The organism is Pseudomonas sp. N-137 (assembly GCF_034555295.1).
GTDB lineage: Bacteria > Pseudomonadota > Gammaproteobacteria > Pseudomonadales > Pseudomonadaceae > Aquipseudomonas > Aquipseudomonas rhizophila.
Map to the genome: position 1 here is coordinate 270,309 of NZ_JAXUDQ010000010.1, position 25,271 is coordinate 295,579.

Consider the following 25,271-nt stretch of genomic DNA (forward strand, 5'->3'; position numbering starts at 1 on the left):
GCACTCGAGCGGGGATAAATCCCCTCGCCACAATGGAATGGGGCAGGACGGAAATTATGCATAACCCCTGCGCCGTCATCCCGGTCTACAACCACGAAACCGCCGTCGCGACCGTGGTGCAGGCACTGCTCGCCAACGGCTTGCCCTGCGTGCTGGTGGACGACGCCAGCAGCCCGGCCTGCGCGGCGGTATTGGAGCTCCTGGCCGAGGGCGAGCAGGTTCATCTGGTCAGGCTGGCGGTCAATCAAGGCAAGGGTGGCGCGGTGATGACCGGTCTGCGGGAAGCGTCGCGCCTGGGCTTCAGCCACGCCCTGCAGGTCGATGCCGACGGGCAACACGATCTTGGCGACGTAAGGAACTTCATCGAGCAATCCCGCGCTCACCCGGAGGCGGTGATCTGCGGTTATCCCCAATACGATGAGAGCGTGCCCAAAGGCCGCTTGTATGCACGCTACCTGACGCATGTCATGGTCTGGATCAACAGCCTGTCCCTGCAAATCCGCGACTCGATGTGCGGGTTTCGGGTCTACCCCTTGCCACCGGTCCTGACGCTGATCGATTCGACGAACATTGGCAAGCGCATGGATTTCGACTCCGACATCCTGGTGCGCCTGGCCTGGCGCAATCAACCGATGCGCTGGTTGCGTACCCGGGTTCACTACCCCTTGGACGGGGTTTCGCACTTTCGCCTGTTCCACGACAACGTACTGATTTCCAGCATGCACACCCGGTTGTTCTTCGGCATGCTGGTGCGCTCCCCCCTGATTCTCTGGCGACGGTGGCGAACATGAGCCTTGAGACAGACAAGCAGCACTGGGCCGATCGCCAGGAGCGCGGCAGTTTCTGGCTGATGAAACTCACCGCGTTCGCCGCCAAGGTGTTGGGCCGCCGCTTATTGAGCCCGTTGCTCTACGGCATCGTCCTGTACTTCTTCATTTTCGGCCGCAGCGCCCGGCAGGCAGCCTGGCAATACCAGCAGCGCCTGGCCGACTGGAGCGGCCGCACCGAGCTGCGCCCAAGCCATTGGCGAGTGTTCGGGCAGTTCATGGCGTTTGCCGACTCCCTGCTGGACAAGCTCGACGTCTGGAACGGCAAGCTGAGCCTGGAACAGATCGAAATCGTCGATCCGGCATTGCTGCGCAATCACTTGCGCGACGGCCGTGGGCAGATGCTGGTGGGCGCACACCTGGGCAACCTGGAAATGTGCCGGGCCCTGGCCGAGCTGGGCGAGAAAGTGACCATGAACGTGCTGGTGCACACCAAGCATGCCGAACAGTTCAATCGTTTGCTGGGGGAAGCCGGCGCCACGCATCTGCGGCTGATCCAGGTCAGCGAGCTGGACCCGGTGATCATGCTGCAACTGAGCGAACGCCTGGAACGCGGCGAGTGGCTGGCGATAGCCGGCGACCGCATACCGCTGCACGGCGCACGCACTGTGACCGTGGACTTCATGGGTCGCCCGGCGGCATTTCCCCAAGGGCCCTGGCTGCTGGCCGGGCTGCTCAAATGCCCGATCAACCTGCTGATGTGCCTCAAGCACGAGGGACGCTATCGGGTCACCCTCGAACCCTTCGCCGAGGCCGTGGTGTGGAAACGCAGCGACCGCGAGCAGGTCATCACCCATTGGGCCGGCCTCTACGCCCAGCGCCTGGCGCACTATTGCCTCCAGGCACCGCAACAGTGGTTCAACTTTTACCCTTTCTGGAAGACCGATGACGATGCCCACTCTTGAGCCGGTAACCTTCGGCGAACGCCCCTTGCGCATCGAGGACGTACTGGCCCTGGCCAATCGTCAGGTGCAGACGCGCTTGCAGGATGATCCGGCATTCCGCCAGCGCATCGCCAAGGGTGCGCAATTCCTCGACTCTTTGCTGGACAAGGAAGGCGTGATCTACGGCGTGACCACCGGTTACGGCGACTCCTGCGTAGTGGCCGTGCCGTTGCACCACGTCGAGGCCCTGCCCCGTCACTTGTATACGTTCCACGGTTGCGGCCTGGGCAAACTGCTGGATCCGCAGGCCACCCGCGCCGTGCTGGCGGCACGCTTGCAGTCGCTGTGCCACGGCGTGTCCGGGGTGCGCGTGGAACTGCTGGAGCGACTCCAGGCCTTTCTCGAACATGACATCCTGCCGCTGATTCCGGAAGAAGGCTCGGTGGGCGCCAGCGGGGACCTGACGCCCCTGTCCTACGTCGCCGCCACCCTCTCCGGCGAGCGGGAAGTGATGTTCGCTGGCGAACGCCGCCTGGCCGCCGATGTGCACCGCGAACTCGGTTGGACTCCGTTGGTGCTGCGGCCCAAGGAAGCCCTCGCGCTGATGAACGGCACCGCCGTGATGACCGGCCTGGCCTGCCTGGCCTTCGCCCGCGCCGACTACCTGTTGCAACTGGCAACCCGCATCACCGCGCTGAACGTGGTCGCGCTGCAAGGCAACCCGGAGCACTTCGACGAGCGCCTGTTCGCCGCCAAGCCGCATCCGGGGCAAATGCAAGTGGCCGCGTGGCTGCGCAAGGACCTGGCGATCGACGCCCCCACCGCGCCGCTGCATCGCCTGCAGGATCGCTACTCCCTGCGCTGCGCCCCCCACGTGCTCGGCGTGCTGGCCGACAGTCTGAACTGGCTGCGTTCATTCATCGAAATCGAGCTCAACAGCGCCAACGACAACCCGATCATCGACGCCGAAGCCGAGCGCGTACTGCACGGCGGGCATTTCTACGGCGGGCATATCGCCTTTGCCATGGACAGCCTCAAGAACCTGGTGGCCAACGTCGCCGATCTGCTGGACCGCCAGCTCGCGCTATTGGTCGACGAACGCTACAACCACGGCTTGCCGAGCAACCTGTCCGGCGCCAGCGCCGAGCGAGCGATGCTCAACCATGGCTTCAAGGCGGTGCAGATCGGCACCAGCGCCTGGACCGCCGAAGCCTTGAAAAACACCATGCCGGCCAGCGTGTTCTCGCGCTCCACCGAATGCCACAACCAGGACAAAGTGAGCATGGGCACCATCGCTGCCCGGGATGCGATCCGCGTGCTGGAACTGACCGAACAAGTGGCCGCCGCGACGCTGCTGGCCGCCAACCAGGGCGTGTGGCTGCGCAGCCGTGCCGAAGATGCCCGACCGCTGCCGCCGGCCTTGGCCGACATGCACGAACAGCTGGCCGTGGATTTCCCGCCAGTCATCGAGGATCGCGCTCTGGAAGGCGAATTGCGCCTGTGCCTGCAACGCATCGCCGAACAACACTGGAGGCTGCATGCGTAGCCAAGGGGTGTTGCACGTCGAAACGCAGATCGTGGTGCCGTTTTTCGATGTCGATTCGATGAACGTGGTCTGGCACGGTCATTACGTCAAGTACCTGGAAGTGGCCCGCTGCGCCTTGCTCGACCTGATCGGCCACAACTACAACGACATGCTCGCATCCGGCTATGCGTGGCCGGTGATCGACCTGCAACTGCGCTACGTGCGCAGCGCCGTGTTCGGTCAGACCCTGACCGTGCGCGCCAGCCTGGTGGAATGGGAGAACCGCCTGAAGATCAATTACCTGATCAGCGACGCAGCCACGGGTGAACGTCTGACCCGCGCCAGCTCGGTGCAAGTGGCGGTGGACGTCGCGAGTCGCGAAATGCTGCTGGCCTCGCCGCGGGTCTTTGTCCAAGCCGTCGAGAGGAAACTACCGTGAAGCGCCTGTTCATCTGGCTGCTGCTGTGGGGCCTGGCGCCCTTTGCCCAGGCGTTCGACTTGCAACAGTTGAGCGAACAACTGGCGCGCCCGGACGTGATCCACGGCCAGTTCATCCAGGAAAAACACCTGCGCGCCCTGCCCCAGCCGCTCACCAGCAAGGGCCGTTTCGTATTGGCAAAAAACCATGGCCTGCTGTGGCTGCTGCAAACCCCGCTGCAGCAGGATTACCGCATCACCCCCCTGGGAATCGCCCGGCGCGATGGCGGCACCTGGCAGACACTGCCGAACAAGAGTGCCGGCGCCGAGCAGAATCGTTTGTTCCTTGCGGTGTTACAGGGCGACAGCAGCGGCCTGCAACGGGACTTCGACCTCAGTCTGTCGGGCCAACCGCAGCAGTGGAAGCTCACCTTGACCCCGCGCTCGGTGCTGCTCAAACAAATCTTCAACCAGATCAACATCGATGGCGGCGAACTGGTGCAGCGTATCGAACTGCTGGAAACCCAGGGTGACCGTACCGTGCTGCGCATGCAAAACAGCACCAGCGCGAAAGCCTTGAGCGAAGCGGAGCAACATGACTTTGCCGAGTGAACACAAGCTGCCGCGACTGTTCCTGATTCTGCTGTTGGCGGTGCTGGCGCTGGCCGGTTGGCAGTGGCGCAATGGCGCGCCGCTGTCGGCCAACCTCATGGAGCTGGTGCCCGGTACCGCTCCTGATGCGCTTGAACTCATCGCCGAACAACGCATGCAAGAACCCCTCAACCGCGAGGTGCTGCTACTGGTCGGGCACACCGAGCGCCAACAGGCGATCGCTTTGGCGCAAACCCTTGGCGAGCAATGGCAGGCCAGCGGTTTGTTCGACAAGGTCCAGTGGACGTTGCAGACCGATCTGCCGGCATTGCGCATGCAATTGCTCAAGGGGCGACTGGCGATGCTCTCGGCCGCGGATCGGCAACAACTGATCGATCAGCCCCAGGCTTTCATTCAGCAACGGGTGCAGGCGCTCTTCGATCCGTTCAGCGGCTTCAGCCTGGTGCCGAGCCAGGACGACTGGCTGGGCCTGACCGGGCGCATCCAGAACAGCCAGCCCCAACGCGGTGCGATACAGCTGGATGTGGGCAGCGGCGCGCTGATCGCTGAAGCCGACGGCAAACACTGGGTGCTGTTGCGCGCCCGCACCCATGGCAACGCCTTCGACATGGACCTGCCGCTGCAAGTGGCCGATCTGCTGCAACGCAGCCGTGATCAGGCGGGCCAGACCCAAGGGCAATTGCTGGCGGCCAGCGGCCTGCTGTACGCCGCCAGTGGCCAACAACAGGCTTCGCGGGAAATCACCTGGGTGGGCGGCGGGGCGACAATCGGCATTTTGCTGTTGCTGTTGCTGGCCTTCCGGCGCTTGCGAGCGTGGCTGGCATTCGTGCCGGTACTGGTGGGCATCCTGTTCGGCGCGGTGGCCTGCGTGGCGCTGTTCGGTCGCATGCATGTCATGACCCTGGTGCTGGGTTCCAGCCTGATCGGTGTGGCGGTGGATTATCCGCTGCACTACCTGTCCAAAAGCTGGGGCCTCAAACCGTGGCGCAGTTGGTCGGCCCTACGCCTGACCCTGCCGGGACTGAGCCTGAGCCTGGCGACCACCTGCATCGGCTACCTGGCCCTGGCCTGGACGCCGTTCCCGGCCCTGACCCAGATCGCGATCTTTTCCGCCGCCGGTTTGATCGGTGCTTACCTGACAGCGGTTTGCCTCTTGCCGGCACTGCTCAAGGGCGTGGACTTACACCCGGCCCAGTGGCCGCTGCGACTGTGCGAACACCTGCTCAGGGCGCGCGAAGCGTTGCTGGCGCGGGTGCGAACACCGGTCTTGTTAGGGCTCTTGCTGATCTTCTGCGCCGGCGGCCTCTGGCAACTGACCACGAAAAACGACATTCGCCAATGGATCGGCACGCCTGAGCAGTTGACCGACGAAGCCCAGGCCATCGCCCGTATCACCGGCTTCCAACCCACCAGCCAATTCTTCCTGATCCGCGCCGATAATCAGTCACACCTGCTGGAACGTCAGACGGTGCTCAACGAGCGGCTGGAGCAGTTGATTGGCCTGGAGAAGCTGGAGGGCTACCTGTCGCTGAACCAACTGGTCAGCCCGCCCGCCGAACAGCAGAAAGTGCGTGACGCCCTGGCCCGGTTGCCGGCGTTCTGGCAACCGCTGCTGGACCTGGGAGTGCCGGTCGCCGCACTGCAAGCCGAACTGACGCAATTGCAGGCCTTGCCGGTGACCGACATCGATACCGCACTGGCCGGCCCCCTGGCCGAACCGTACCGCACACTCTGGCTCGGCCCGACGGCGGAGGGCGTGGCGGCGGTGGTCAGCCTGCAAGGCTTGAATGATGCAGCGCTGCTCAGGGTGCAGACGCTGGATTTGCCCGGCGTACAACTGGTCGATCGTCTGGGGGACCTGAACCGGGTCTTTGCCGCCACGCAAGTCAGCGCCGCCGAGTTGAAACTGGCCTCCTGCGTGCTCATCCTGCTGTTATTGACCTGGCCGTTCGGTGTCGGCGGCGCCCTTCGCGTCGTCGCGCTACCGTTGCTGGCGGCGCTGTGCAGCCTGGCGAGCCTCGGCTGGCTGGGCCAGCCACTGACCCTGTTCGGCCTGTTCGGTCTGTTGCTGGTCACCGCCATCGGTGTCGATTACGCGATCCTGATGCGCGAACAGATAGGCGGCGCCGCGGTGAGCCTGCTGGGCACCCTGCTGGCGGCAGTCACCACCTGGTTGTCGTTCGGCCTGTTGGCAGTTTCCAGCACGCCGGCGGTGAGCAACTTCGGCCTGGCGGTCAGCCTGGGGCTGGCCTTCAGTTTCATGCTAGCGCCGTGGGCCGGGCATCAGGCCCACGCGGCAGCGGTTACGGAGCCGGCCCAGTGATCATCCTGATGTTCTGGCTTATGGCCCTGGGGCTGTTCGCGGTGGCGACAGTCATCGGCCGTCGCGTCGGGCTGATCCCGATTGTCAGCCAATTGCTGCTGGCGACGCTTGGCCTGCCGTTGCTGATGTACTTCTGGATCGAACCAGGCTGGCAGCTCAGCGGCGCGCAACTGGTGGCGCCGGTGTGGCTGAGCAGTCTCTACAGCCTCGCCTTCGCCCTGTTGCTGGGGCACATCCTCAGCGACGTGATCGACCTGCGGCTGGACCGCCAGAGCGTGAAAGTCGCCCTGCCCAGCTTCGGCGTTCCATTCGCCTGCGGTTTGGCGACCGCGCTCTGGCTGCTACCGCCCCAGCCCTGGATCAGTTCCCTGGCGGTGGGGCTGCTGTTTGCGATCACCGCCATCCCGGTGCTGTACCTGTACCTGCGTCACATCGACTACCCGCCCGCCGCCACACGGCGCCTGGTGCAAACCGCGATTCTGATCGACTTGATCTGCTGGAGCCTGTTCGCCCTGGCCCAAGGCAGCCTGCACCTGGCCAGCCTGTTGCTGCCGTTGGCCGGTGCCTGTGTGCCGCTGCTGTTGCGACTGCTTGGCCTGCGCCAGCCGCTGCTGCACAGCGGGATCTTTTTCGCCTTGCTGGTGGTGGCCGAACACTACCGGCTCAACGCGCTGATTGTCGGCATCGGCTATCTGCTGTGCATGGCCGCGCTCAAGGTGCCGCTGGTGTTACCGCTCAACACGAACTGGATGCAAGGTTTGCAGACCTACCTGGCGATCCCGCTGATCCTCACCTTCGGCATCGTGCAGATCAACGTCCACAGCGCCCTGAGTCGCCTCGACTGGCTCCAGATCGGCGCATTGCTGCTGTTACCCATCGCCAGCAAACTGCTGGGCAACTGGCTGGGATTGGGCTGGGCCGGGGCCTCGTTCCCTGGCGCCAGTCGCTGGCGCGAAAGTGTCTTGCTGAACATTCGCGGCTTGAGTGAAATCGTGTTCCTCAACCTGCTGCTACAACAACAGCTCATCAGCCCGGCGGTGTACTTTGCGCTGATGCTGATGGGCCTGATCGCGACATTGCTGCCGGCCCTGGCCGGCTTCCACCGTATTCCCTCGATTGCCGTCCCGGCCAGGAGCTCCAGTGCCAACAGTTGAAATGGAACGTCGACAGGTCGTCGTCATCGGCGCAGGTCCCTCTGGCGCTATCGCCGCCGCGCTGCTCAAGCGCAAGGGCCACGATGTGCTAGTCATCGAGCGCCAGCATTTCCCACGGTTTTCCATCGGCGAAAGCCTGTTGTCCCATTGCCTGGACTTCGTCGAAGAGGCCGGCATGCTCGAGGCGGTGAATGCCGCCGGGTTTCAGCGCAAGAATGGCGCGGCGTTCGCCTGGGGCGAGCGCTACAGCGCCTTCGATTTCGGCGATACCTTCAGCAAAGGCAAGCCCACCACCTTCCAGGTGCAGCGCGCCGACTTCGACAAGCTGCTGGCCGATCAGGCGGCGTTGCAAGGTGTCGAGATCCGTTATGGGCAGGCCATCACCGGCGCCGACTTCTCACTTGCCAAACCACAACTGGGCGTCCAGCGCGAAGACGGCAGCGCGTATCTCGTCGAGGCCGATTTCGTCCTCGACGCCAGCGGCTATGGCCGGGTCTTGCCACGCCTGCTGGACCTTGAGGCGCCCTCGAACTTTCCGCTGCGCCAGGCGGTGTTCACCCACATCGAAGATTGCATCGATGCCCCAACCTTCGACCGCGAAAAAATCCTTATCACCACTCACCCGACCCAACGCGATGTGTGGTTCTGGACCATCCCGTTCAGTGACGGGCGCTGTTCAGTCGGCGTAGTCGCGGCGGCGGAACATTTCGCCGGTCGCACTGACGATCTTGACGCTTGCCTGCGCGGCTTCATGGACGAAACGCCAAGCCTGGCCGGCGTACTCAGCAACGCGATATGGGACACCCCGGCGCGAACCATCGGCGGCTACTCGGCCAATGTCAAAACGCTGCATGGCCCAGGCTTCGCCCTGCTGGGCAACGCCGCGGAGTTCCTCGACCCGGTGTTCTCTTCCGGCGTGACCATCGCCATGCGCTCGGCCAGCATGGCCGCTGGGGTGCTGCATCGGCAGTTGCAAGGAGAAAGCGTGGACTGGCAAAGCGAATTCGCCGAGCCACTCAAACGTGGCGTCGACACCTTCCGCTGCTACGTCGAGGGCTGGTACGCCGGCACCTTCCAGGACGTGATTTTCTACACCGACGGCTCGCCAGACATTCGCCGCATGATCAGCGCGATCCTGGCCGGTTATGCCTGGGATGAGCGCAATCCGTTCGTCAGCGAGCCCAAGCGGCGCCTGCGCATGCTGTCGCAAATCTGTGCGAGCCCGGCACCATGAGAAAGCAGCCATGAGCTACCTGAGCGACAACTACGTCGAAGAGACCCGCTTCGGTTTCTGGTTCCTGCGCAGCCACACCTGGCAGCACCATGTCTTGCGGGTGGCGATCAATGACCTGCGCAACCTTTTCAGCGGCCCGTTGCCGGTGGCTCCGGTGCTGCTCGATGCCGGTTGCGGCCAGGGCAAGTCGTTCCAATACCTGCGCCAGGTGTTCGCGCCACAACGCCTGATCGGCGTCGACGCCGACCCTCACAGCCTGGACCTGAGTCTTGCGGAAGCCGCACGCCAAGGCATGGCCGTGGAACTGGTCGGCAGCGATTGCGCGACGTTGACGGTGCCTGATGACAGCGTCGACCTGCTGTTCTGCCATCAAACCTTTCATCACCTGGTGGAGCAGGAAAAAGCCCTCGCCGAGTTCTATCGCGTGCTCAAGCCCGGCGGCTATCTGATGTTCGCGGAGTCCACGGCGGCCTACATCGATACCTGGGTGATCCGCTGGCTGTTCCGTCATCCCATGCACGTGCAAAAAAGTGCCGCGCAGTACCTGGAGATGATCCGCGATCAGGGTTTCCAGTTCGAAGCCGCCAACGTCTCGTATCCCTATCTGTGGTGGAGCCGCGCCAGGGATTTCGGCCTTCTCGAACGCTTCGGCCTGCGCCGCCCGCGGCCCTTTGGCGAGCGGGAGGAAACCCTGATCAATGTAGTGGCCCGTAAACCCGTTGAAGGGACTGTCGAATGATTCGTGCGCTGCTTTTTGGCTGCTTGCTGTTGCTCGGTGCCTGCGCCAGTCAGGCGCCGCTGCCGGAACGCACACCAACCCTGGCACTGCCGCTGCAGTTGCATATCGAGCGGCAACTGGCCGGACAGCGCCAGGATTGGCTGCTGGTGATCCAGCGCGAAGGCGCCGGTATCCGCTGGTCGATGCTGGACCCGCTGGGCATTCCCCTGGCCCGCCAACGCCTGGTGGACGGCCAGTGGCAAGCCGACGGACTGCTGCCACCCAATGCCGAAGCCCGTGAGCTTTTCGCCGCGCTGTTGTTTGCCCTGACGCCTGAAACCGAGCTGCCGGACAACTACCCCACCGCCCGGCAAGAGGTTCGGCAACGAACCCTGGGCCAACGCTGGCAAGTGCGCTACAAGCAACCGCTGGATTTTGAACTGGGCCTGCACGAAGGCCCGCACTACCGCATCATGCCGTTGACCGAGAGTACCCCATGACCGCTTATTTGAATGCCCTGGGGGTAATTTGCGCCCTGGGCCGGGGTAAAGATGAAGTGGCGCGCAACCTGTTTGCCGGCGACTGCGGCGGCGTGCGCGTGCAGGATGGCTGGGTGGCCGAACGTAAATTGCCGGTGGCCTCGGTGCCCGGTGAACTCGCTTGCATACCGCAATCCTTGATCGCGCACCGCAGCCGCAACAATCAGTTGCTGCTCGAAGCGGGACTGCAGATTCGCGATGAGATCGATCAGGCCATCCAGACCTACGGTCGCGCTCGCATCGGTGTCGTGCTGGGCACCAGTACCTCGGGCATCGAAGAAGCCAGTCAGGGCATTGCTCATTACCTGCGTGAGCAGCACTTCCCCGACGGCTACGACTACCAGCAACAGGAACTGAGCGCACCGGCCAACTTCCTTTGCGACTGGCTGGAGCTGAGCGGCCCGTCCTATGTGATATCCACCGCCTGCACATCCAGCGCCCGGGCCTTGATGAGCGCCCGACGCCTGCTCGACCTGGGCCTGTGCGATGCGGTGCTCTGCGGCGGCGTGGACAGCCTGTGCAAACTGACCCTCAACGGCTTTTCGGCCCTGGAAGCGGTATCGGGGGAGCGCTGTAATCCGTTTTCGGTCAACCGCAGCGGCATCAACATCGGCGAGGCCGCGGTGCTGTTTCTCATGAGCAGGACGCCGGGACATCCGGCACCGATCGCCTTGCTGGGTGACGGCGCCAGCTCCGATGCCCACCATATTTCAGCGCCGGAGCCCAGTGGTCGCGGCGCTCGCCAGGCCATGGAAAAAGCCTTGCGTCGCGCCGGCCTGCAACCCGGCCAGATCGATTACCTGAACCTGCACGGCACCGCCACGCAACACAACGACGCCATGGAAAGCCAGGCAGTGGCCGGGCTGTTTCCAGCGGGAGTGCCCTGTTCGTCGACCAAGCCCATGACCGGCCATACCCTCGGGGCCGCCGGGGCGCTGGAAGCGGCGTTCTGCTGGTTGAGCCTGAGTACGCAAAACACCACCCAGGCCTTGCCGCCGCATGTCTGGGACGGCCAGGCCGATCCTGCACTGCCGGCATTGAAGTGGGTCACTACCGACACCCGCCTGAACCCGACATCACCGCGCCGCCTGATGAGCAACTCGTTCGCCTTCGGCGGCAATAACGTCAGCCTGATTATCGGAGACGCCCCATGATTGACTGGCCGCTCGCCGAACTCCTGCCCCACGCCGGCGACATGATTCTCATCGACCGCGTCCTGGCGTTCGATGATGAGCAGATCCACACCCTCGCCACCGTCAAGCCCGGCGGGTTGTTCAGCCGCGACGACGGCGGGCTGCCGGCCTGGGTCGGCATTGAATTGATGGCCCAGAGCGTCGCCGCGTTTGCCGGTTGTCATGCACGCCGCCGCGGCGACGCCGTGGAGCTGGGTTTTTTGCTCGGCACCCGCAAGTTCGAATGCAATGTCGAATTTTTCCCGGCCGGGACCGAATTGACCATCCACGGTTTGCGCTCGCTGGAAGACGACAACGGCATGGGCGTGTTCGAATGCCACATCAACGCCCCGGGCATTCATGCCATGGCCCGGTTGAATGTGTTCCGGCCACCTCAGCCAGCCCACTACCTTCATGAACCGTCCGCAACAGGAAATACGCCATGACTGAATCCGTACTGGTCACCGGCTCCAGCCGTGGCATCGGCCGTGCCATCGCCCTGCGCCTGGCCCAGGCCGGGCACGACATCGTGCTGCATTGCCGCAGCGGGCGCGCCGAGGCTGAGGCCGTCCAGGTCGAAATCCAGGCGCTGGGCCGCAATGCCCGGGTGCTGCAATTCGACGTGTCGGACCGCAGCGCGTGCAAAACCATTCTCGAGGCTGATGTTGAAACCCACGGTGCCTATTACGGCGTGGTGCTCAACGCCGGCCTGACCCGCGACGGCGCATTCCCAGCCTTGAGCGAGGACGACTGGGATGTGGTGATGCGGACCAACCTGGACGGTTTCTACAACGTCCTGCACCCGGTGATGATGCCGATGATCCGTCGGCGCGCCGCTGGGCGAGTTGTTTGCATCACCTCCGTTTCGGGGCTGATCGGCAATCGCGGCCAGGTCAATTACAGCGCGTCGAAAGCCGGCCTGATCGGCGCGGCAAAGGCGTTGGCAATCGAGTTGGGCAAGCGCAAGATCACTGTCAATTGCGTCGCGCCCGGACTGATCGATACCGCCATGCTCGATGAAAACGTGCCCGTGGAAGAACTGATGAAAATGATCCCCGCCCAGCGCATGGGTACCCCGGAAGAAGTCGCGAGCGCGGTGAATTTCCTGATGTCCGCCGAGGCCGGCTACATCACCCGGCAGGTCCTGGCCGTCAACGGAGGCCTGTGCTGATGAAGCGCGTCGTCGTTACCGGCATGGCCGGCATCACCTCTCTGGGCAGCGACTGGGAAACCATCGCTGCCAACTTCGCCGCCAACCGCAGCGGCATACGACGCATGGATGAATGGGACCGGTTCACCGAGCTGAATACACGCCTGGCCGGGCCTGTCGATGATTTCCAGGTCCCGACCCACTGGACGCGCAAGCAACTGCGCAGCATGGGTCGGGTATCGCGCCTGGCCGTCGGCGCCGCCGAACAGGCCCTGGCCGATGCGGGGCTGTTGGGCGATGAGTCGATCAAGGACGGGCGCATGGGCGTCTCCTGTGGTTCGTCAACCGGCAGTACCGACGAGATCAAGGCGTTCGGCAACATGCTGCTCAACAGCGTGGCCGAAGGGTTGAACGCCAACTCCTATGTACGGATGATGCCCCACACCACGGCGGCCAATATCAGTATCTTCTTCGGGCTTACCGGACGGCTGATCCCCACCTCCAGCGCCTGCACCAGCGGCAGCCATGGCATCGGCTATGCCTATGAGGCAATCAAGTTCGGTCGCCTGCCGCTGATGCTCGCCGGCGGCGCGGAAGAGCTCTGCCCGACCGAAGCGATGGTCTTCGATGCGCTGTACGCCACCAGCCTGAAAAACGACGCCCCGCAGACCAGCCCACGGCCCTATGACAAGGACCGCGATGGCCTGGTGATCGGTGAAGGCGCCGGCATGCTGGTACTCGAAGAACTGGAGCACGCCCTGGCCCGAGGAGCGCGAATCCATGCCGAAATCGTCGGCTTCGGCAGCAACGCCGACGGTCAGCACGCTACCCGTCCCGAACTGAGCACCATGCGCCGGGCCATGGAACTGGCCCTGGAAGACGCTGGCCTGGAACCTGCCGCCATCGGCTACGTCAACGGCCACGGCACCGCCACCGAACAGGGCGACATCGCCGAAACCCTGGCCACCAGCAGCCTGTTTGGCGAACACATGCCCATCAGTTCGCAGAAAAGCTTTCTCGGTCATACCCTCGGCGCCTGCGGTGCGCTGGAATCGTGGTTCAGCATCGAAATGATGAACCGCGATCTCTACGTGCACACCTTCAACCTCGATGAGGTCGATCCCCAGTGCGGCAAGCTCGACTACCTGTGCAATGAGTTCAGGTCCATGAGCAACGAGTACGTGATGAACAACAACTTCGCTTTTGGTGGGGTCAACACCTCGTTGATTTTCCGCCGCTGGCGCTGAGTTGGATTGATATCCCTGTTGCCCGTGATCAAGGAATGAGGGGCTGCGACCGGCATTGATCGGCTTGCACCAGGCAGCCAAACAATCTGCGGGAGCAAAACTTGCTCCCACAGATGCAGTGGCTTCGACCGTTTCTTTCGTACACCGCCTGACGCCGCTGCAGGCGGTATCTATCTACCACCCTGCCTTCATTCTTCTCCCATAGGTTGCTCCTTCCGAAAATTTCTCAGGAAGAGAACATGCTGGAAGACAACCCGTTACAGGCCGACAGTGCCATGGCCAAAAGTGCTGCGCTGATAAACCGGCTCAATGCCTCGCAGCAGCAGATGATCCACCTGAACGGCGCCGTTCCGCGTGCGTCGAAGGTGACAGCCCAACATATGGAGTACTGGCTGGCGAAAGCCTTTCCCAGCCTGGCGAACACTCTGGTAGCCAAAGACATACTGGTGTGCCGGCGGCAGGACGAGCCGACTTCAAAACGAACGGTGGTGCAGACTGTTCCCCTCGATACGCTTTTCTGGCGCGCGATCGCCGGCGAGATCAACGCGCGCGAGTTCTTCCTCGAATTGGACAACATCGACATCGTCACGGGTAAGGATGATGCCACGCAAATGCCGGCAGTCCTCAATAGTCGTGACGCAAAGGAAGAGATCAGGCGGCGGATAAGCGTCACGCCCGCGTCTCATGCACGACTGCTGGAGCGGGCGCTGGAGCATTTTTGGGATAAACCTGCCGAGTTCAGCCAAGGCCGCAGTGTCAGCGACTGGCTGGCCGATGAGTTCGGCACGCAACTCAAGGCACAGGCGGATCTCCACCGGCAGGACGCTGTGTTGAGCCTGCCGATGCACAAAGCGGTGGCGGACTTCGCCCTGTCGGCGCCGGACGGCGCGTCCCGTGTCAAGCTGGCGGAGCGTGTCCGGCCCGGGGTCTACGGTTTGAATCTGACCCCCGAAGGGTGGGGGTTCAGCGTACCGATGCCGGGGGCGGTTGCGCTGACGCAGCATGATAATGCCGATCATCCGGGGGGCGCGGTGCTATGCAGCCCGGGTAGCCCACTGGAGGTTTACGCTGACTTGACGACGTTGAAGGCCAGCCTGGTGGAAGACGGCACTCAGGATACGGTGAGCACGGCGTCAATGGCGCAGAACTTTCTCGCTCGCCTGGTCACTGACCTGCGAGCGGCGCAGAAAACCGCCGTGAGCGAGGTTCTATCCAGCGGCCCGGCAGAGGGAGAGAGTCTCACCACCTGGATGGCCAGGATAGATGCGGCGGCGGACCTCAGGCACAAGCTGGATCTGGCCGGCGCCATGGACGAGCGCGAGTTACGGCTGAACCGGAAAAAACTGCACGACTGGCTGCACCGCGCCCCTAACGTTATCGGCAGCGACCGTCTGGCCTGGTGGAAGGCCGTGCAGGACTTGCAGCAAACCCTGACAGATTCGCCACCACCGCCGGACCCGGTCACCCTGGCAACCCCTGACGCCCTTCATGACCGGACTCGCACCCTGCTTGCCAGGTTCATCAAGGAGAAGTACCCACCGGTCGATCCTGACCAGGTCTCTCTGAGTATCCGCAAGCATCTGCTCGATCCGCACGCCCCGACAGGCGAGTCACCATTCGGCTCCGGGCTCTCGTCGGGCAAGGTGAAGGGCCAATTTGATGACCGCCGCTCCCTGACGCAGTGGGCAATGTCCAACCTGACGCCGGAGGAACGCACGGCCAGCGACACCACGGTGGAAGGTCCGCTGAGTTTTGCGCAGATTGTAGAAGTCATTGAACGGGCAAACATCGGTGCCCGGCTCTCGCCCGCGTTGCAGCTCGCAGCCCGGGAGCAGCAAGCACAGTGGATGTCCCTGAAGGCCAAACAGATGCGGGCGCAGGCGTGGGCCGCCCATATCTCGGGCGACTTTACCCACGACAAGGACAATACCGGGCTGAACCTGGTGCTGGCGGCGCTGGACAGCCCGACGCCGCAGGGGCGCAGCAAGGTCAACGGACACGAGGTGGTGGTCCGCCAGATCCAGTGGGGTGACAGCGTACTCAAGGAGCTGCTGGCCTTTGGGGTGAAGACCCTTGGCAGCCGGCCTTCGTTGACCCTGTACACACCAGAAGCACCGGACGGCAAGCAGTTCAGGGACGTCGATGCCGGAAGCGACCGGGAGCTGGAGGCGGCCCTGGTGCGGACGCTCACCGCCACGCCGGAAATGACCCGCTGGCTGATTTCGCACCTGCCGCTGCTCAAGCAAGCCGATCAGCTTGCCAGCCTGGTGCCGTCCGCGGAAAACCTGACCCTCAACGAGAAGATCAAGAAAGTGACGCAACCCACGTTCTCCTGGATCAAGCACAGGGTTCAGGACGACTTCGCATTGAAAGTCTATTCGCCCGTGGTTAAAGGCAACCTTTTCAAAGCGCTGCATGAGACGCAGATCACCCACGCGATCCAGACGGCGGACCTGCTGACCGTGACCAACGCCGAGCGCGACAGCACAGCGGCACAAGATGGGCGCAGGACTGCAGTCATGCTACTGACGGGGGCGATGTCAATGTTCTATGCAGGCCGGCTGGGTGGGGTACTGGGCCGCGCGATTCTGCCCGTGATGACCGGCGGCGCTGCGGTGTCGGCGATAAAGGATGAAGGGGGCAGCTTCAGCCAGTGGACGAGTGATCTTATCAGCGGGCTCGGTGAGGTACTGGCAGAGGGCGGTCAGGACCTGATCATGTCCCGCGCGGCACGGCGCCGAGGTAAGCCTCGCCCGGCGCTCTCAGCCTTGCCCCGCATGCCGGACCCGGAGCTCGAACCGTTCATCCTCAAAGGGTTCGACGGCAAGGGACTGGTGCCCGAGGGGCGCAATCGGTACAGGGACGCCGGTGGGCAGGGCTATCTGAAGCTGGGGAAGGACTACTGCAAAACCGCCATACAAGCAGGCGAACGAATCATCTACGGGCCGAACAACCGTACCGACCAGCGGACGGTAACCTGGGAAAATGGCCGCTGGCAGATCGAAGAACCAAAACGGCTGCTCGGTGGTGGAGTCATACAAAGCCTGTTCGGTCGGACTCCGGAAACCCCGCAACAGAAAACCTATAACGCGTTGGTAGAGGGCGTCCTCGTCGACCATCAGTGGCCGTCTCGGGCAGTGGTGAATACGGCAAAAAAAGTCATCTACTCGATGCCCGAGGAACTGGCAGAGCGTATCGTGCGCGAGAGCATGAATGACATCCACGTACGCGACATAGACACTTATCGCTCACGAATAAACTGGATAAACAAAGGACACCAGGACCTCACGCAACATAAAAAGGCCCACGACAGCCTGCTGTATAAATACAACGTATGGCAGGCCGTCGACTACTGCACCAGAGACATCGACTCCCAGGCAAGAGGGATCCAGCTGACGGCCGCTCAAAAGATAAAAGTATTCGACATGACCCTGCCGCTAAAAAGGGAGCTTTTCGACAGCGAAGGCAACTTCAAGATGATGATGTCCTCCTTGCCCGACAATCTCACCGGCGCGTCATTCATTACCATCATCCCTGAACAGGGGAAAAAGAAAGCCGCCATGACTAAAATCCAGGACGATATTCATGACGTGGTCGAGGCAGCGGAAAAGCGCGTCTGGGTCGATCTGGGCGAGCGGTACTCAGGGACGGGACCCGAGGTGGAAGCGGCCAGGGAACAATATAAACAGCACCCTGAAAATTTCCGGGCGTATAAAAGTAACAAACTCAGCGCGTTCAGGGACGAGATGAAAAAAAGACACAAGCCCGGCCTCCTGACCGAAATCCGCAACCATAAGATTCCTTATGTCATCGTCAACAAGGGCAAGTCGCAGCGGAAAACATTATTGGTCACCGGCGAGGACATCACGAACTTCAGTAAAAACCTCTCGAACTACGACACGTTTGATATCGAGGTCGTGACCCAAGTCCCGACGAAGAAAGTCACCGGCAAGCCTGCGGCCGCGACCGCCCACCTCGCTGTTGCGGAAGGCCCGGTTGTCGCAGACAAATTTTCGACAAGCACCAGCCTGCTGGCCGAGTCACAGATGTCATATGACACTTTTACTGAGGCAGCCAAAACGAAAATAACGGAAATCATGGCTGACATTCGTGCAGGCCGGGTCACCACCAAGCGCATCAACCGGTATTACTGGTACGACATGGCGCAACTGTCACCCGGAAGTGGCAGAGGCGCATGGCGCGCTGCCTTTGAACGCAAGGGCGATACCTGGACCCTTCAAGGGTTTTATGACTATCACGTCAATAGGCCTGCGACGGTTTGGGAGGGTTAAGTAAAGAGTCGTTCATCGCAGACGGTTTTCCCGCTGGGTTTGTACAGACCGATGATGCGGCCATGAACGACGAAGGGCGCCTTTGGGCGCCCTTCAATGAATAGCTCGGTGCAAGCAGTCGAGTTATTGGGCCTGAATCAATTTGCTTTCAGCCACTCCGGCGCGGCCGGTTTTTTCATCGACAACCTGCAGGTTGTTCCGCGCTTTGATGAAGCCCACTTTCACTTCCTGCCAGACGAAATAGTTTTTCCCGGCTTCTGTGCTGAGCTTGAGCTCTGAGTCGTTCTCCGCTGATGACACCAGGGTCTGCTGGCCAGCCGGTACTGACAGCATCAAGTACGACTTAGCGACAGTCTGGCCTACAGCTTTACCGTTGAGCGTCACCGGCATTTTTACGCCAGCGCCCATGCTCTCGTTGCGATAAAGGTAGATGTTGGCTTTGTCGGGGACAGTCTGGAATGTTTTTGCCTGAGCATCCTGAGTGTCATCCGCCATTTTTACCGAAGCGCAGCCCGTGGTCAGCGCGGCGACTGCCAGCAAAGCGGTGAAGGTCAACTGCTTGAACATCCTGTTTCTCCATGGTTTGTGGGTCGAACAACGGGTTATCGGCTGACACATGCAAATATTCAGGCTTCTTCCGGCATAAGTTGTTGTCCCCTATTGGTCAACAACTCCACAAACGCCCTTGCCATCGGCGAGCACTGATCCTTGCGTTGCACCAGCCACACCGCCGACATTGCCGCCGGATCAAGCAGTGGCCGGTAGACCACGCCGTCAATACGCATGCGCTGGTAGGACGCCGGCAGGACCGAGACGCCCAGCCCCGCCGCCACCAGGCCGATGATGGTCATGGCCTCACCGGCCTCCTGGGCGAAGTTCGGGCTGAAGCCGGCGTCGCGGGCCAGGCTCAGGAGTTGTGCATAGAGGCCGCTGCCGTAGCTGCGGGGGAAGAACACGAACGGTTCCTGGGCCAGTGCAGAGAGGAACAGGCCCCCTTCGCTGCCCTGGGCCAGTGGATGCTTGGAACTGAGCACGGCCACCAGCGGCTCGCGGCTCAATTCGATCTCCTGCAGGGAGTCGGGCAGCGGCAAGGGCCGCATGATGCCCACCTCGATTGCCTCGTCCACCAGGGCGTCAGCCACTTGGGTGCTGCTCATTTCCCGAAGGTTCAGGTGTACGGCGGGAAAGCGCTGGCGAAACGTGAAAATCGCCTGGGGGATGGTGGAGTTGAAAGGCGCCGATGATGTGAAGCCGATTTTCAGCTCGCCCAGTTCGCCCAACTCTGCGCGGCGGGCGACATCGGCGGCCTTGTCGACCTGGGCCAACACCTGTCGGGCCTCTTCGAGAAACAAACGTCCGGCTTCACTCAGTTCGACGCGACGATTGGTGCGATTGAACAGCCGCGCGCCGATCTCTTGCTCCAGTGCCTGGATCTGCTGGCTAAGGGGCGGCTGGGAGATGCCCAGCGCCAGCGCGGCGCGACCAAAATGCAGTTCTTCGGCAACGGCTATGAAGTAACGCAGATGACGCAGTTCCATAAGCAATCCAATAGGTCGTAGAACGTCTTAAACAGGTCGAACAATATATTGGATAGAAACATTAACCGGCTATATGCTTTTTCCATTGCCTGCCTGGTCGTGCTCCTGCGAGGTTCACCGTGAAAACTGCTGTCGCTCCACTGGCCCATGAGATCCCGCCGCCTGCCGATGATGGCGTCACCGGACGCAAAGACATTTACATTGAAAAAGGCACACCGTTGTTCATGCGTACGGTGCTGGCGTTGTTTTGTGGCGGTTTTGCGACCTTCGCCCTGTTGTATTGCGTGCAACCGATGATGCCGCTGCTCTCCGAAGAGTTTTCCATCAATGCCGCCCAGAGCAGTTTGATCCTGTCGGTGGCGACCGGCCTGCTCGCCGTCGGGCTGCTGATCACCGGCCCGATTTCCGATCGCATCGGCCGCAAGTCAGTGATGGTCGCGGCGCTGTTTGCCGCGGCGTTGTGCACCATTGCCAGCGCGATGATGCCGACCTGGCAGGGTGTACTGGTGCTGCGTGCCCTGGTGGGGCTGTCGTTGAGCGGCGTGGCGGCAGTCGCGATGACTTACCTGGGTGAAGAAATCCATCCCAAGCACATTGGCCTGGCGATGGGCTTGTACATCGCCGGCAACGCCATCGGAGGCATGAGCGGCCGCTTGATCGCCGGGGTGCTGATTGACTTCGTCAGCTGGCACGCCGCGATGTTGGTGGTCGGTGGCCTGGCCTTGATCGCGGCGGCGGTGTTCTGGAGGATTCTTCCCGAGTCACGCAATTTCCGCCCCCGCTCGCTGCATCCGCGCAGCTTGCTGGACGGTTTCACCATGCACTTTCGCGATGCCGGGTTGCCGCTGTTGTTTCTCGAAGCCTTCGTATTGATGGGTGCATTCGTGACGCTGTTCAACTACATCGGCTATCGCCTGCTGGCCGGGCCTTATCACTTGGACCAGGCCTTTGTCGGGTTGCTCTCGGTGGTCTACCTGTCGGGTATCTACAGCTCGGCGAAAGTCGGCGCACTGGCCGACAAACACGGCCGGCGCAAAATGCTCTGGGCGACCATCGCGCTGATGCTGGCCGGTCTTGCGCTGACCATGACCACGCCGCTGTGGCTGGTGATCCTGGGCATGCTGGTGTTCACCTTCGGCTTCTTCGGCGCTCACTCGGTCGCCAGCAGCTGGATCGGCCGCCGCGCAACCAAAGCCAAGGGACAGGCCTCGTCGTTGTACCTGTTCAGCTACTACGCCGGCTCCAGCGTCGCAGGTACGGCTGGCGGGGTAGCCTGGCATCTGGGCGGATGGAACGGTGTCAGCCTGTTCATCGGCGGCTTGCTGGTGGTGGCGTTGCTGGTGGCGGTGAAACTGGCGAAGTTGCCGGTGTTGCCGGGCAACGCTCAGGTTTGAGCGGACACTGTTCAGGCGCTGGCCCGCCGCTCAAGTCATTGCCCCAACACCATCCGCGCGTCCAGGACACCGTTGCGCACTTCCAGGCTCAGCACCTGCAAGGTGGCGCCGTCCCGCTCGTGTCGGTCCAGCCAGTCGAGCAGTCGATTGGCATCGCCACTGACGGCAAGCCGTAACGAATCACCGTCGATCTCCAGCTCCGCCAGCTCCAGCCCCGCGGCCGTCGCACTGTCGTTGATCCTGACGGACAAAGAGCTCGTGGCGGTCGTAGCGCCGGTGGGTTCCAGGCGCTGGATCCGGGCAGCGAGTTCGGCCTGCTGCCAATACTGACGCTCGGCCAGGTCGAGCCGATGTCGGGTGGGCTGCCAGATCGAGGTGTAACTCACGATTACCAGCACAAGTCCGACAAGCCCCGACAGCAACCGTTGCTCACGGTGCGACATACTTTCCCAGACCTGTTTGCAGCGCTGCCATTCCTTGAAACCCATCAATTGCTCTCCAGTGCGAGAGTGGCTTGAACCCGATCGTTCTGCTTGCTGGCGTTGACCAGGGTGAGGGGCCGTCCGCTTTTAAGCCCACGTTCACGCAGTTGCTCCAGCTCGACGAAGCTGTTGGCGGACAGTCGGATTTTCCAGCCGTCATCGATCCGAAAATCGATGCGCAGTACCTCGACGTCGCTGGCGCCGATGACCTGTTCCGTCAGTTGGACCAGACGCGCGACCCGGGTCTCCCGTCTTTGCTCGCGATGACTCTGCAACGCCTGGAACTGCGCCGCCAGGTCGACAATCCGTTCTTGATCGGGATACAGCAACCGGAATCGCTGCTCGCTCTGGACCTGCAAAAGCCGGGCTTCGTGTTCAAGAAATCCGATGCGAGCTTCGCTGGCGCCCCAGGTCAGCAAGCATAATCCCAACGCACCAGCCGCCATGCCACGCCATGGCAGACGTTGTCGACGTTGACGGAACTCCCCCTGCAACAAGTCGATAGGATGTCCATCAGCGGCCAGCAACCACTCATCGATACCCGGGCGGTCCCGCTCCTCGTCCAGCCAATGGATGTCCTCGGGCAGGTCAGGCTTGAGCGTGGCAAGGGCCCGGGCCGACAGCGACAGGCGTGCCGCAAGGGCGCCACCCAGCAACCAGCGACCAAACCAGCGCACGCCAAAGGCCGCATCATCGGGCAACAGGTCGGCATCGACATGCATGGCGCGCATATCCACTTCGTGCGCCGCGAGCAACGCCAGCAGCGCCTGGAACCGGGCCCGTTGAGTCACCATCACCGCGTAGCGCTGCCGACGGTCTCGAACACTGGCACAGATGTGCAACGCTTCCAGGTTCTCGCTCAGTTGTTCTTCGATGGCGAACGCGAGTGCCTGGGGTTTTGGCTGGCGTCGGGAAGGCCATGGATCGCTCTGGAACCAACTGCACATCTCCATCGGCAGCAGCACGTCGACGACTCGCCCACGCAGCGCCTGGGCAGCTTCGTGCAGAGGCAGGCAGCGGCGCTCGGCCGCGACCGACCAGACACAACATGGCCAGTCGGGACTGAGGGCGTCCATGCCTTCGGCGGTGAGGTAAAGCCAGGTTTTCATCAATGGAACTCGCTGGGAAGCAGGGGTTGGAAACGACGCTGAAGCACAGTCCAACGACCGGTGTCAGGGTTGCGCTCAATGTCCGAGACCAGCCGCAGCTGACGGTCTGCGAAGGCCACGTCCACCCTGATCCGGAACCAGCGGCTGCTCACGCCCAGCCCATGGCCGCGGATGCCCAGGCCGGCCAGCAAAGGGTCATTCGTGAAGGCCGGCACACTGTGGTACGGCGTGTGAGGACGCTGGTTGATCAGCGCATCGGCCGACGCCTGTTCCATACCGTCCAGGGTCATCAACAACAGTCGTGGCGCGGTATTGATGTTCAGCCGAGCTTCCCGGGGCAGTACCGCCACCCAGGGTTCCAGGCGCCGCAGTGTCTGGCCGTCTATGCCCGGCAACAGGCGCAACTGACTCAACTCCTGTATCAATCCGACCTGAGGCAAGGACAGTTCGGGCAGATCCAGTAAGGCCAGCAATCGCGGCCAGCGCTCCAGCGTGAGCTGATCGATCTGTCCCTGGGTGGTCAATGCGTTGAGGTTCAGGCGCCCGGAGAGGTCATGGATCTCGACGCGGATATCGGCCTCTTCTTCGAACGCCGGCTCTTGCCGGGCCCACGCCTGGCTCAAGTCCACCTGCCCCGATGGCGCGCTGGCACTGTCTTGCAGGACGCTCCGGGCCCAGGCTTCACCGGCCAGCGCCAGTTGACGCAACTGGACCTGATGCAACTGCTGCGCACTGCCCTGCAACAGCAGGCGATGACTGCGTAGCATGCCAGCGGTGAGGAGCAACGCCAGGCTGAGGACCAGCAGCACACTGATCAGCGCCGCGCCTCGTTGTCGGCTCATGGCAAGGCTCCCGGCAATAGCAGCACTCGACGAATCTGTTCGAAACGCCCTGTCGAGACGACCAGTTCCAGCGCCAGAGGCGATTGCTCGTTCCGCGTTTCGGTGTACCAGCCCTGTTCCGGGTCGAACAGTCGCCAGCTCAGGCTGCGTACATCATCCAACAGTTTCTGCTGCTGCGGGCCAGCCGCGCCTTCGCCGCGACTGTCGCGCCATAGCGCGGCCCCCTCGAGTCGATACTGCACGACTTGCCGTTCACTGCGCGGCAGGTCCAGTGGATTGCGCCAATGGCTACGGTGCAGTTGCAGGCGCCCCGACGCGAGTTCGGCAGAGCCGGCGACCGCCTGCCAGGCATCTCGCTCGATCACCCCCACGGCACGCTGCAGGCTTCTGATGTCGCGCTCATGCTGGCCGGTACCCTGCTGTGTACGCAAGACACCCTCGAACAGACGCCAACCCGCCAGGCCGAGCAAGGCAAACAGCGCGATGGCGATAACCAGCTCCAATAATGTGAAACCCGACTGTTCATTCATGACGATTGCCAATCCATCCGGTGGTGCGGTGGGCAACGGACGAACTGCCGGCACGGCTGACCTGGATCTCGACCTTGAGCAGGCGCGGATCGCGGGCCGGGACGATATGCTGCTGCAGGATCCAGTCGCGCTGGCCCAGGTCTCGACTCAAACGCTGCTGCCCCTTTGGCGTCGCTCTTTGCAGGCGCAGCTCGCTCAGTTGGTTGTCCGCCAGCCAGGCAGCGAACAGACGCTCCTCAAGCACGACGCTTTGCTTAAGCACGAACTGGCTGGCCGACAACATCGCCGCCGCCATCGTTGCGAAAACCGCCAGCGCAATCATGACTTCCAGCAGCGTGAACCCTTGGCTATCGGTGCTATTCATGAACGAACGGCTCCGCCACACCATCGCTCGACACCTGCAACAAGGTCTGTCCGGTCACCTTGATGAACAGCCTGAACGGACTGATTTCGTCACTGCTGAGCATCAGCAGTTGCGGTGTGTCCCGGACATCGTCGAGCGGCAGGATCTGGCCATCTTGCTCAAGCCCAAGCGTCAGGTTTTCCGGCAACCAATGCAAAGACGTCACCGCCGTCCAGCCCCGGGCTTCGAGCCGTACTGGCTGGTAGGCGCGAGACTGCAGGCGCAGGCCATATTCACGGGCATCCAGCACCGCCCGTTCGCGCAGTTGCTGCACCACGCGGATGAAATCCTCGGCCTGCTGTCGGGCCTGGCGCGCCGGGCTCGGACCGCTGGCCAGGCTGACCATGCCCGCCAGCATCCCGATCAGGACGATGACGATCATCAGCTCCAGCAAGGTGAATCCTCGACAATCTCGTCCCATTTTCATTGCGCCCAATTGCCTATGTCGGCCGCCATCCCCTCCCCTCCCGACAAGCCATCGGCGCCCAGGGAGTACAGGTCATAGCTGCCATCGGCCGATTTGAGGCCCGGGTTGAGGTATTGATAGGGCGTGCCCCAGGGATCGACCGGCAGGTTTTTCAGATACCCCTGGGGGTTCCAGTTACTGGCCGCGGGGGTGCCGGAGGGACGCTTGCTCAACGCCTCCAGCCCCTGTTGGGTCGATGGATAGTGATAGTTGTCCAGGCGGTACATCTCCAGGGCCGTGGCAATCGCCTGGATATCGGTTCGCGCGGCCGTGGCCTTGGCTTGATCGGGCCGGCTCATGAACTGCGGCACCACAATGGCGCCCAGGACGCCGATGATGACCACCACCACCATGATTTCGATCAGGGTAAAGCCGCGCTGAAGGCGTGCAAGTCGGTTGTGCTGAAGTTTCAT

25 protein-coding genes are annotated in these 25,271 nt (G+C 62.5%); 16 read left to right on the top strand and 9 right to left on the bottom strand.

Going from position 1 to position 25,271, the window contains the following annotated elements:
- Positions 1-56: 56 nt before the first annotated feature.
- The 15 genes from T3A99_RS10745 to T3A99_RS10815 all read left to right on the top strand — a co-directional run bounded on the left by T3A99_RS10745 (position 57) and on the right by T3A99_RS10815 (position 18,094).
- Positions 57-791 (top strand): glycosyltransferase family 2 protein, encoded by a 735-nt coding sequence (locus T3A99_RS10745; protein WP_274090507.1) that lies wholly within the window; start codon positions 57-59, stop codon positions 789-791.
- Positions 788-1,732: a glycosyl transferase gene (locus T3A99_RS10750; RefSeq protein ID WP_047225941.1), complete on the top strand. Its 945-nt coding sequence runs from the start codon at positions 788-790 to the stop codon at positions 1,730-1,732. The genes T3A99_RS10745 and T3A99_RS10750 overlap by 4 nt, the downstream gene beginning before the upstream one ends.
- Entirely contained in the window at positions 1,713-3,257 is a 1,545-nt protein-coding gene (locus T3A99_RS10755; RefSeq protein ID WP_047225942.1) for an HAL/PAL/TAL family ammonia-lyase, read from the top strand. The genes T3A99_RS10750 and T3A99_RS10755 overlap by 20 nt, the downstream gene beginning before the upstream one ends.
- Positions 3,250-3,675, top strand: a complete 426-nt coding sequence (locus T3A99_RS10760; RefSeq protein ID WP_076382963.1) for an acyl-CoA thioesterase — start codon at positions 3,250-3,252, stop codon at positions 3,673-3,675. Before T3A99_RS10755 ends, T3A99_RS10760 begins: the two co-directional genes overlap by 8 nt.
- Positions 3,672-4,265: an outer membrane lipoprotein carrier protein LolA gene (locus T3A99_RS10765; RefSeq protein WP_047225944.1), complete on the top strand. Its 594-nt coding sequence runs from the start codon at positions 3,672-3,674 to the stop codon at positions 4,263-4,265. The genes T3A99_RS10760 and T3A99_RS10765 overlap by 4 nt, the downstream gene beginning before the upstream one ends.
- Positions 4,249-6,588, top strand: coding sequence for an MMPL family transporter (locus T3A99_RS10770; protein ID WP_322834286.1), 2,340 nt, complete (start codon positions 4,249-4,251; stop codon positions 6,586-6,588). Before T3A99_RS10765 ends, T3A99_RS10770 begins: the two co-directional genes overlap by 17 nt.
- Positions 6,585-7,742, top strand: coding sequence for a sodium:proton antiporter (locus tag T3A99_RS10775; RefSeq protein ID WP_322834287.1), 1,158 nt, complete (start codon positions 6,585-6,587; stop codon positions 7,740-7,742). The genes T3A99_RS10770 and T3A99_RS10775 overlap by 4 nt, the downstream gene beginning before the upstream one ends.
- Positions 7,729-8,976, top strand: a complete 1,248-nt coding sequence (locus tag T3A99_RS10780) for an NAD(P)/FAD-dependent oxidoreductase (protein WP_322834288.1) — start codon at positions 7,729-7,731, stop codon at positions 8,974-8,976. Before T3A99_RS10775 ends, T3A99_RS10780 begins: the two co-directional genes overlap by 14 nt.
- 10 nt (positions 8,977-8,986) lie before the next feature.
- The gene (locus T3A99_RS10785) at positions 8,987-9,715 is read left to right on the top strand and encodes a class I SAM-dependent methyltransferase (RefSeq protein WP_047225948.1); all 729 of its coding nucleotides are present in this window, start codon (positions 8,987-8,989) and stop codon (positions 9,713-9,715) included.
- Positions 9,712-10,194: a DUF3261 domain-containing protein gene (locus tag T3A99_RS10790; RefSeq protein WP_139048622.1), complete on the top strand. Its 483-nt coding sequence runs from the start codon at positions 9,712-9,714 to the stop codon at positions 10,192-10,194. The genes T3A99_RS10785 and T3A99_RS10790 overlap by 4 nt, the downstream gene beginning before the upstream one ends.
- Positions 10,191-11,387: a beta-ketoacyl-[acyl-carrier-protein] synthase family protein gene (locus tag T3A99_RS10795; RefSeq protein ID WP_322834289.1), complete on the top strand. Its 1,197-nt coding sequence runs from the start codon at positions 10,191-10,193 to the stop codon at positions 11,385-11,387. Before T3A99_RS10790 ends, T3A99_RS10795 begins: the two co-directional genes overlap by 4 nt.
- Positions 11,384-11,851 carry a hotdog family protein gene (locus tag T3A99_RS10800; RefSeq protein WP_047225951.1) on the top strand — a complete coding sequence of 156 codons (468 nt, stop codon included), beginning with the start codon at positions 11,384-11,386 and terminating at the stop codon, positions 11,849-11,851. The genes T3A99_RS10795 and T3A99_RS10800 overlap by 4 nt, the downstream gene beginning before the upstream one ends.
- Positions 11,848-12,576, top strand: a complete 729-nt coding sequence (locus tag T3A99_RS10805; RefSeq protein WP_188252175.1) for a 3-ketoacyl-ACP reductase FabG2 — start codon at positions 11,848-11,850, stop codon at positions 12,574-12,576. Before T3A99_RS10800 ends, T3A99_RS10805 begins: the two co-directional genes overlap by 4 nt.
- On the top strand, positions 12,576-13,802 hold the full coding sequence (locus T3A99_RS10810) for a beta-ketoacyl-ACP synthase (protein ID WP_047225953.1): 1,227 nt from the start codon (positions 12,576-12,578) through the stop codon (positions 13,800-13,802). The genes T3A99_RS10805 and T3A99_RS10810 overlap by 1 nt, the downstream gene beginning before the upstream one ends.
- 239 nt (positions 13,803-14,041) lie before the next feature.
- Positions 14,042-18,094 carry a dermonecrotic toxin domain-containing protein gene (locus tag T3A99_RS10815; protein WP_322834290.1) on the top strand — a complete coding sequence of 1,351 codons (4,053 nt, stop codon included), beginning with the start codon at positions 14,042-14,044 and terminating at the stop codon, positions 18,092-18,094.
- Positions 18,095-18,217: 123 nt separating this feature from the next.
- On the opposite strand, the gene T3A99_RS10820 is transcribed toward T3A99_RS10815, so the two are convergent.
- Positions 18,218-18,661 (bottom strand): DUF2846 domain-containing protein, encoded by a 444-nt coding sequence (locus T3A99_RS10820; RefSeq protein ID WP_047225955.1) that lies wholly within the window; start codon positions 18,659-18,661, stop codon positions 18,218-18,220.
- Positions 18,662-18,720: 59 nt separating this feature from the next.
- Entirely contained in the window at positions 18,721-19,632 is a 912-nt protein-coding gene (locus T3A99_RS10825; protein WP_322834291.1) for a LysR family transcriptional regulator, read from the bottom strand.
- A 140-nt stretch (positions 19,633-19,772) separates the two neighbouring features.
- Here T3A99_RS10825 and T3A99_RS10830 point away from each other — a divergent pair, with 140 nt between their 5' ends.
- Positions 19,773-21,026 (top strand): MFS transporter, encoded by a 1,254-nt coding sequence (locus tag T3A99_RS10830; RefSeq protein WP_223194559.1) that lies wholly within the window; start codon positions 19,773-19,775, stop codon positions 21,024-21,026.
- Between the two features lie 35 nt (positions 21,027-21,061).
- Here T3A99_RS10830 and gspM read toward each other — a convergent pair whose 3' ends face one another.
- Genes gspM through gspG form a run of 7 tightly spaced genes read right to left on the bottom strand, consistent with a single transcriptional unit; the run spans position 21,062 to position 25,271 of the window.
- A complete protein-coding gene (gene gspM, locus T3A99_RS10835; protein ID WP_322834292.1) occupies positions 21,062-21,514 on the bottom strand; it encodes a type II secretion system protein GspM in 453 nt (150 codons plus the stop codon).
- The gene (gspL, locus tag T3A99_RS10840; RefSeq protein WP_322834293.1) at positions 21,514-22,617 is read right to left on the bottom strand and encodes a type II secretion system protein GspL; all 1,104 of its coding nucleotides are present in this window, start codon (positions 22,615-22,617) and stop codon (positions 21,514-21,516) included. The genes gspM and gspL overlap by 1 nt, the downstream gene beginning before the upstream one ends.
- Positions 22,617-23,459 carry a type II secretion system protein GspK gene (locus tag T3A99_RS10845; protein WP_322834294.1) on the bottom strand — a complete coding sequence of 281 codons (843 nt, stop codon included), beginning with the start codon at positions 23,457-23,459 and terminating at the stop codon, positions 22,617-22,619. Before T3A99_RS10845 ends, gspL begins: the two co-directional genes overlap by 1 nt.
- Entirely contained in the window at positions 23,456-23,989 is a 534-nt protein-coding gene (locus T3A99_RS10850; protein ID WP_322834295.1) for a type II secretion system protein GspJ, read from the bottom strand. The genes T3A99_RS10845 and T3A99_RS10850 overlap by 4 nt, the downstream gene beginning before the upstream one ends.
- Positions 23,982-24,353: a type II secretion system minor pseudopilin GspI gene (gspI, locus tag T3A99_RS10855; RefSeq protein WP_322834296.1), complete on the bottom strand. Its 372-nt coding sequence runs from the start codon at positions 24,351-24,353 to the stop codon at positions 23,982-23,984. The genes T3A99_RS10850 and gspI overlap by 8 nt, the downstream gene beginning before the upstream one ends.
- Positions 24,346-24,819 (bottom strand): type II secretion system minor pseudopilin GspH, encoded by a 474-nt coding sequence (gene gspH, locus T3A99_RS10860; protein ID WP_416221551.1) that lies wholly within the window; start codon positions 24,817-24,819, stop codon positions 24,346-24,348. The genes gspI and gspH overlap by 8 nt, the downstream gene beginning before the upstream one ends.
- Positions 24,816-25,271, bottom strand: a complete 456-nt coding sequence (gspG, locus tag T3A99_RS10865; RefSeq protein WP_322834298.1) for a type II secretion system major pseudopilin GspG — start codon at positions 25,269-25,271, stop codon at positions 24,816-24,818. Before gspG ends, gspH begins: the two co-directional genes overlap by 4 nt.